The sequence below is a fragment of the Nocardioides sp. Z43_10 genome (assembly GCF_059766615.1).
In genome coordinates this window covers 21,056-28,312 of sequence record NZ_JCBAJY010000017.1, presented here as the reverse complement: position 1 = coordinate 28,312, position 7,257 = coordinate 21,056, and the positions used below count along the sequence as shown (strand labels likewise).

General features: G+C 72.9%; 9 protein-coding genes and 1 riboswitch. All 9 genes read left to right on the top strand.

Translation table 11 applies throughout. The annotated features are described in order from the left end of the window. The first annotated feature begins 217 nt into the window (after positions 1–217). The 9 genes from rpe to AC6EI4_RS19635 all read left to right on the top strand — a co-directional run bounded on the left by rpe (position 218) and on the right by AC6EI4_RS19635 (position 7,254). Positions 218–883, top strand: coding sequence for a ribulose-phosphate 3-epimerase (gene rpe / locus AC6EI4_RS19675; protein WP_498425304.1), 666 nt, complete (start codon positions 218–220; stop codon positions 881–883). A gap of 207 nt (positions 884–1,090) precedes the next feature. Then, positions 1,091–1,220, top strand: a riboswitch (FMN riboswitch). Between the two features lie 96 nt (positions 1,221–1,316). Continuing rightward, positions 1,317–2,417 (top strand): bifunctional diaminohydroxyphosphoribosylaminopyrimidine deaminase/5-amino-6-(5-phosphoribosylamino)uracil reductase RibD, encoded by a 1,101-nt coding sequence (gene ribD, locus AC6EI4_RS19670; RefSeq protein WP_498452515.1) that lies wholly within the window; start codon positions 1,317–1,319, stop codon positions 2,415–2,417. A gap of 1 nt (position 2,418) precedes the next feature. Then, positions 2,419–3,054: a riboflavin synthase gene (locus AC6EI4_RS19665; protein WP_498425306.1), complete on the top strand. Its 636-nt coding sequence runs from the start codon at positions 2,419–2,421 to the stop codon at positions 3,052–3,054. Beyond that, positions 3,051–3,773: a nicotinamide riboside transporter PnuC gene (pnuC, locus tag AC6EI4_RS19660; RefSeq protein WP_498452514.1), complete on the top strand. Its 723-nt coding sequence runs from the start codon at positions 3,051–3,053 to the stop codon at positions 3,771–3,773. Before AC6EI4_RS19665 ends, pnuC begins: the two co-directional genes overlap by 4 nt. Next, positions 3,770–5,074 carry a bifunctional 3,4-dihydroxy-2-butanone-4-phosphate synthase/GTP cyclohydrolase II gene (locus AC6EI4_RS19655; protein ID WP_498425309.1) on the top strand — a complete coding sequence of 435 codons (1,305 nt, stop codon included), beginning with the start codon at positions 3,770–3,772 and terminating at the stop codon, positions 5,072–5,074. The genes pnuC and AC6EI4_RS19655 overlap by 4 nt, the downstream gene beginning before the upstream one ends. Continuing rightward, on the top strand, positions 5,071–5,565 hold the full coding sequence (gene ribH, locus AC6EI4_RS19650) for a 6,7-dimethyl-8-ribityllumazine synthase (RefSeq protein WP_498452513.1): 495 nt from the start codon (positions 5,071–5,073) through the stop codon (positions 5,563–5,565). Before AC6EI4_RS19655 ends, ribH begins: the two co-directional genes overlap by 4 nt. Before the next feature lie 105 nt (positions 5,566–5,670). After that, on the top strand, positions 5,671–5,934 hold the full coding sequence (locus AC6EI4_RS19645; RefSeq protein ID WP_498425311.1) for a phosphoribosyl-ATP diphosphatase: 264 nt from the start codon (positions 5,671–5,673) through the stop codon (positions 5,932–5,934). Between the two features lie 17 nt (positions 5,935–5,951). After that, positions 5,952–6,827 carry an ATP phosphoribosyltransferase gene (gene hisG / locus AC6EI4_RS19640; RefSeq protein ID WP_498425313.1) on the top strand — a complete coding sequence of 292 codons (876 nt, stop codon included), beginning with the start codon at positions 5,952–5,954 and terminating at the stop codon, positions 6,825–6,827. Further along, complete coding sequence (locus AC6EI4_RS19635; protein ID WP_498425314.1) at positions 6,811–7,254, top strand: PH domain-containing protein; 444 nt, start codon at positions 6,811–6,813, stop codon at positions 7,252–7,254. The genes hisG and AC6EI4_RS19635 overlap by 17 nt, the downstream gene beginning before the upstream one ends. The last annotated feature ends 3 nt before the right edge of the window (positions 7,255–7,257 follow it).

The window sequence follows — 7,257 nt, the reverse complement described above, 5'->3', positions numbered from 1 at the left end:
CATCAGTTCGTCCTCAACAAAAACCCCCCCCCCCCCCCCCCCCCCCCCCGTCTTTTCCCTCCCCCTGGGGCCCCCCGGGGGGGCCTTCCCCTTGGGGGGGGGGGCCCCGGGGGGGGGAGTCCCCCCCCCCCCCCCCCCCCCCCCCGCCGGCCCCCAGCCCGCCCGCTGCCGCACCACCCGGCACGGCCCGGAGAGGGGACGTGAAAAGATCGGCCCCGTGGGAATCCAGATCACGCCGTCCATCCTGAACGCCGACTTCGCCAACCTGGCCGCGGAGGTCGCCCGGATCGGCTCGGCCGACTGGGTGCACGTCGACGTGATGGACAACCACTTCGTGCCGAACCTGACGTTCGGGCCGACGATGGTGGAGGCGCTGGCGCGCTCCACCGAGATTCCGCTGGACGCCCACCTGATGATCGAGGACCCCGACCGCCATGCCCCGGTGTACGCCGAGGCGGGGTGTCGCAGCGTCACCTTCCACGTGGAGGCCGCGCAGGCTCCGGTGCGGCTGGCCCGGGAGATCCGCAAGCAGGGCGCGCGCGCCAGCATGGCGCTGAAGCCGGCCACGCCGATCGAGCCGTACGAGGACCTGCTTGCCGAGCTCGACATGGTGCTGATCATGACCGTCGAGCCGGGCTTCGGCGGGCAGAAGTTCCTCGACCTGTGCCTGCCCAAGATCCGCCGGGCGCGGGCCATGATGGACAAGCACGGCGTCGAGACCTGGCTCCAGGTCGACGGCGGCGTGTCCCTGGAGACCATCGAGCGATGCGCCGAAGCCGGCGCCGACGTCTTCGTGGCCGGCTCCGCGGTCTACTCCGCGGCCGACCCCGACGCGATGGTGAACGAGCTGCGCGCGAAGGCTGAAGCGGCCACCGCTCGCTGAGCCCCGTCCCGACAGCCGCGAGTTCGCGCCGACTCGGCCCCCGACAGCCGCGAGTTCGCGCCGACTCGGCCCCGGAGAGTCGCGAGTTCGCGCCGACTCGGCCTAGCGCCAGCAGGCACCCGGGGTGCGTTGTGTCTCGGCGTGCGACACGCCTGCGCCGTCGGGATCGGGCGCTGTGACACAATCGGCGGCAGACGAGTTCACAACTCGCGTGCTCTGGGGTCGGTGAAAATCCGAGCCGGCGGTGAAAGTCCGCGACCCGGCCGCCGCCAGCGGCCGGTTGACCAGGTGTAACTCCTGGACCGACGGTTAAAGTCCGGATGGGAAGCGCACGCAGGTGGGGACCCGCCCGTCTTGAGCCGAACCTCGGTCTCGGGATCGGGTAGTTCCTCCCGTCACGCCCCGGAGTCCGCGACCGGACACAGGGCGGACGATGAGCAGCACACCAGCAGGGCCCGGCGCGACTGCCGAGCGCAGCGCGATGCAGCGCGCCCTCGAGCTCGCCGGCTCCCCGGGCGTTCCGCTCGCCCCCAACCCCCGGGTCGGCTGCGTCCTGCTCGCCGACGACGCCACGGTCGTGGCCGAGGGGTACCACCGCGGCGCGGGCACCCCGCACGCCGAGGCCGACGCGCTGAGCCGCGCCGGCGAGCGGGCGCGGGGGACCACCGCCGTCGTCACCCTCGAGCCGTGCAACCACACCGGGCGCACCGGCCCGTGCGCACAGGCCCTCGTCGACGCCGGCGTACGCCGCGTGGTGTTCGCCCAGCGCGACCCCAACCCGCTGGCCGCCGGGGGAGCGCAGACCCTGCGCGCCGCCGGCATCGAGGTCGCCGAGGGTCTGCTCGCCGAGCAGGCGCGCGCGCTCAACGAGGTGTGGTCCTTCGCCGTGGAGCACCAGCGCCCGTTCGTGACCTGGAAGTTCGCGACCACCCTCGACGGCCGCAGCGCCGCCGCCGACGGCACCAGCCGCTGGGTCAGCAACCTCAGCGCTCGCCACGACACCCACCGCCTGCGCGCGCTGTGCGACACGATGCTGATCGGGACCAACACCGTCGCCGTCGACGACCCCGAGCTCACCGTCCGCGACGAGCACGACCGGCCGCTGCCCGAGCAGCCGCTGCGCGCGGTGATGGGCCTGCGCCCGATCGACCCCGGGCGGCGGATCTTCAACGACCGCGCCGAGACCGTCCGCCTGCACACCCGCGACCCGCACCAGGCGCTGGCCGAGCTGTGGGCCCGCGAGCGCCGCCACGTCTTCCTGGAGGGCGGCCCCACCCTGGCCGCCGCCTTCCTCGGCGCCGGGCTCGTCGACGAGGTCGTCGCCTACGTCGCCCCGATACTGCTGGGCGCCGGGCGCAACGCGGTCGGCGACCTCGCCATCTCCACGATCGCCGACGCCCAGCACCTGGTGGTGCGCGAGGTGAGCGTGCTGGGCGACGACCCCGCCGACCGCAACGTCCGCCTCACCCTGACCCCGAGCACGACCTCGAGCCCAACCCTGAGCACGACCCCGACCACCCAGAAGGACGCCTGAGATGTTCACCGGAATCGTGGAGGAGCTCGGCACCGTCGAGCGCGTGGAGGAGCTGGGCGACGCGATCCGGCTCACCGTGCGCGCCGCCACCGTGCTCGACGACGTCACCCTCGGCGACTCGATCGCCGTCAACGGCTGCTGCCTGACCGTCGCGGAGGCTGACGCCACGCTGTGGACCGCGGACGTCATGCAGGAGACCCTCGACAAGACCTCGCTGCACGGCGTACGCCCCGGCGACCGGGTCAACCTGGAGCGCGCGGTCACCGCCGCCAAGCGGCTCGGGGGCCACATCGTCCAGGGCCACGTGGACGGCGTCGGCACCGTGCTCGCGCGCACCCCCAGCGAGCACTGGGAGGTCGTCGAGATCAGCCTGCCCGCCGAGCTCGCCCGCTACCTCGTCGACAAGGGCTCGGTCGCCGTGGACGGGGTCTCGCTGACGGTCGTGGCGGCCGGCGACGCGTCGTTCACGGTCAGCCTGATCCCCGAGACCCTGGCCCGCACCACGCTCGGGTTCCGCGCGGTCGGGGACCGGGTCAACCTCGAGGTGGACGTGATCGCCAAGCACGTCGAGAGGCTGCTGGCCGGCGGGTACGTCGACCGGCTGGCCCAGCGGGCCGTCCCGGAGGCGGGCGCATGAGTCTGCTGGAGTGGTTGCTGCACGGCACGATCCCGGTCGCCGGTGGGAGCCTGAGCGTCCCCGAGGTGGTCGGCAACGTGTTCGGGCTGGCCAGCGCGCTGCTGGGCATGCGCCGGCTGGTGTGGGCCTGGCCGATCGGGCTGCTCGGCAACGTGCTGCTGTTCGTGGTCTTCTCCACCGGCGAGCTGAGCAGCGTCGGGGACGGCGAGGCGCTGTGGGGCCAGGCCGGGCGCCAGGTGTTCTTCGCCGCGGTCTCGCTCTACGGCTGGGTCAGCTGGCGGCGGGCCCAGTCGGCGGGCGGTGCCGCCGACGGGGGCGCGATCTCCCCGCGCTGGGCGGGGTGGCGCAACCGCGCGGCGCTGGTCGGCCTCGGGGTCATCGGCTACGCCGTGTCGTACCTGGCGCTACGCGAGCTGGGCTCGTGGGGGCCGACGACCGAGGCCTGGATCCTGACCGGCTCGATGCTCGCCACCTACGGCATGGCCCGAGGCTGGGTGGAGTTCTGGATCGTGTGGATCCTCGTCGACGTCGTCGGGGTGACCACGCTGATCCGCGCCGGCTACTACCCGACGGCCGGGATGTACCTGTTCTACGGCGCCTTCTGCGTCCTCGGCCTGGTCACCTGGTGGCGCGCCGAGCGCAGGCTGAGCGCCGCGAGCAACGACGTACCGGGCGCGGCCCGGGGCGACAGTGACGACGAGAGGTTGGTGACCACGTGAGCAGCGTGCGTCTGGACAGCGTGGAGCGGGCGATCGACGACATCGCCGCCGGCAGGGCCGTGATCGTGGTCGACGACGAGGACCGCGAGAACGAGGGCGACATCATCTTCGCCGCGGCCAAGGCCACCCCCGAGCTGATGGCCTTCACCATCCGCCACTCCAGCGGCGTCATCTGCGTCCCGATGCCGGGCACCATGCTCGACCGGCTCGAGATCCCGCTGATGACCCCGCACAACAAGGACAAGCTGCGCACGGCGTACACCATCTCGGTGGACGCCCGCGACGGCGTCAGCACCGGCATCTCCGCCGCCGACCGCGCGCACACCGCGCGCCGGCTGGCCGACTCCGCGACCGAGCCGTGGGAGCTGACCCGGCCCGGGCACGTCTTCCCGCTGCGCTACCGCGAGGGCGGGGTGCTGGTGCGCCGTGGCCACACCGAGGCGGCCGTCGACCTGGCCCGGCTGGCGGGGCTCACCCCGGCCGGGGTCCTGGTGGAGGTCGTCAACGACGACGGCACCATGAAGCGCGGCCCCGAGCTGCGCGAGTTCGCCGACGAGCACGGCCTGGCGATGATCTCCATCGAGGACCTGGTCCGCTACCGGCGTCGCCACGAGCGCCACGTGGAGCGGGTCGCGCAGACCCGGCTGCCCACCCGCAACGGCGACTTCACCGCCTACGGCTACCGGATCACCATCGACGACAGCGAGCACATCGCGCTGGTCCACGGCGACCTCGACGCCGCCCTCGAGCGCGGCGAGCCGATCCTCACCCGGGTGCACTCCGAGTGCCTCACCGGTGACGTGTTCGGCAGCCACCGCTGCGACTGCGGACCCCAGCTCGAGGAGGCGATGGAGCGCATCGTGGCCGAGGGCTGCGGCGTCGTGGTCTACCTGCGCGGCCATGAGGGGCGCGGCATCGGGCTGGTCGCGAAGCTGCAGGCCTACCAGCTCCAGGACGGCGGACGCGACACCGTCGACGCCAACCTCGACCTGGGCCTGCCCGCCGACGCGCGTCACTACGGCACCGCCACCCAGATCCTGCGCGACCTCGGGGTGGAGCGGGTGCGCCTGCTGACCAACAACCCCGCCAAGACCACCAGCCTCGAGGAGTTCGGCGTCGCGGTGTCGCAGCGGGTGCCGCTCACCCCGCGTCCCAACGGCCACAACCTGGCCTACCTGCTGACCAAGCGGGACCGGATGGGGCACCATCTGCCGGGACTGGAGCCGGGCACGAGCCCGGACGAGGACGAGCCGGTCAACGAGCTGAGCCAGACCCCCACCGTGAACGGAGTCGACCGATGAGTGGAGCAGGAGCGCCTCGTCAGGAGCCGCTGGACTGTCACGACCTGCGGGTCGCGGTGGTGGCCGCGAGCTGGCACGAGGTCGTCATGCAGGGCCTCCTCGACGGCGCCCAGCGGGCCCTGGCCGACGCCAAGGTCGAGGCGCCGGTGGTGGTCCGGGTACCGGGCGCCTTCGAGCTGCCGGTGGTCGCCGCCGCGCTGGCCACCCAGGGCTACGACGCGATCGTCGCGCTCGGCGTCGTCATCCGTGGCGGCACCCCGCACTTCGAGTACGTCTGCAACGCGGCCACCGACGGGTTGGCGCGGGTGGCGCTGGACACCCAGACCGCGATCGGGTTCGGCGTGCTGACCTGTGACGACGAGCAGCAGGCCCTGGACCGTGCCGGCCTGGCGGACTCCCACGAGGACAAGGGCTACGAGGCCGCCTCCGCCGCGCTGGTCACCGCCCAGACGCTGCGCCGGGTCAAGCGCGGCTACGACGTCGGCGCCTGAGCCGGACGCGCCGGGCCCCGCACGACGCCCCACCACGCCGCACCACGTCGTACGACGTGGGCCGGCGTGCGCCGCACCCGTGCGCACGACGTAAGGTGTCGATCCGTGAAGACGTTCGAGGACCTCTGGGCCGAGCTCAACGAGAAGGCCCAGACCCGACCTGAGGGATCCGGCACGGTGCGCGAGCTCGACGCCGGCGTCCATGCCATCGGCAAGAAGCTGGTCGAGGAGGCCGCCGAGTCCTGGATGGCCGCCGAGCACGAGGGCAAGGACGCGGCGGCCGAGGAGATCAGCCAGCTGCTCTACCACGCGCAGGTGCTGATGATCGCCTGCGGCCTGAGCCTCGACGACGTCTACGCCCACCTCTGAAGAAGGCCCCCACCCCGATGACTTCCGACACCGCCGCCACCGACCGCCTGGTCCGGATCGCGGTCCCCAACAAGGGCGCCCTGTCCCAGTCGGCCTCCGAGATCCTGCGCGAGGCCGGCTACCGCCAGCGCAGCGACTCCAAGGAGCTCGCGCTCATCGACGCCGAGAACGGCGTGGAGTTCTTCTACCTGCGCCCGCGCGACATCGCGCTCTACGTCGGTGAGGGCACCCTCGACGTCGGCATCACCGGGCGCGACCTGCTCATCGACTCCGGCGCCCAGGCCGAGGAGGTGATGGGCCTCGGCTTCGGTCGCTCGAAGTTCCACTTCGCCGGGCCGAAGGGCCGCTTCAGCGACCTGTCCGACCTCGAGGGCCGCCGCATCGCCACCTCCTACGTCGGCGTGGTCGAGGCGTTCCTGGCCAAGCGTGGGATCAACGCCTCGGTGACCCGCCTCGACGGCGCGGTGGAGACGAGCATCCAGCTGGGCGTGGCCGACGTGATCGCCGACGTGGTGGAGACCGGCAGCACCCTGCGCCAGGCCGGGCTCGAGACGTTCGGCGAGGTGATCCTGGCCTCCGAGGCGGTGATGATCACCCGCGCGGGCGCCGAGCAGGCCCCCGGCTTCGAGACCTTCAAGCGACGCGTCGACGGCGTCCTGGTGGCCCGCAGCTACGTGATGATGGACTACGACATCCGCAGCGAGAACGTCGCGGCGGCGGTCGCGCTCACCCCGGGCATCGAGAGCCCCACCGTCTCCCCGCTGCACCGCGAGGGCTGGGTCGCGGTGCGCGCGATGGTGCCCCGCGCCGGCGCGCAGCGGCTGATGGACGAGCTCTACAAGCTCGGCGCCCGCGGCATCCTGCTGATGGAGATCCATGCCTGCCGACTCTGACCCGGTGACCCTCCCGCACACGTGGCGGCCGTTCGGGGTACGGATGGCCCTGGGCGGAGCCGGCGTCGGCCTGGTCACCGTGCTGGCCGTGGCCGGCGTCGCGCTGGGCCCGGAGATCCGGGCGAAGTTCACCTTCTTCGAGGTGATCACGATGATCTTCCTGGCCGGGCTGCTGCTCGCGGTCGGCTACGCGATGGGCCGCTCGCGGGTGGAGGCCACCGAGAGCTGCCTGGTCGTGGTCAACGGCTACCGGCGCCGCGAGTACGACTGGGCGCAGGTGGTCGCGGTGCACCTCGGCGCCGGCGCCCCCTGGGCGGTCCTCGACCTCGCCGACGGCACCACCGTGTCCGCGATGGGCATCCAGGGCTCCGATGGCCCCCGCGCCCAGCGGGCGGTGCGCGAGCTGCGCGCGCTGCTCGAGCGCTGAGGC

Bases quoted from the DNA above. Each gene is read 5' to 3' on its own strand.
- ribD (WP_498452515.1), top strand. From the start codon at position 1,317: ATGAGCAGCACACCAGCAGGGCCCGGCGCGACTGCCGAGCGCAGCGCG.
- AC6EI4_RS19665 (WP_498425306.1), top strand. From the start codon at position 2,419: ATGTTCACCGGAATCGTGGAGGAGCTCGGCACCGTCGAGCGCGTGGAG.
- pnuC (WP_498452514.1), top strand. From the start codon at position 3,051: ATGAGTCTGCTGGAGTGGTTGCTGCACGGCACGATCCCGGTCGCCGGT.
- ribH (WP_498452513.1), top strand. From the start codon at position 5,071: ATGAGTGGAGCAGGAGCGCCTCGTCAGGAGCCGCTGGACTGTCACGAC.
- hisG (WP_498425313.1), top strand. From the start codon at position 5,952: ATGACTTCCGACACCGCCGCCACCGACCGCCTGGTCCGGATCGCGGTC.
- AC6EI4_RS19635 (WP_498425314.1), top strand. From the start codon at position 6,811: ATGCCTGCCGACTCTGACCCGGTGACCCTCCCGCACACGTGGCGGCCG.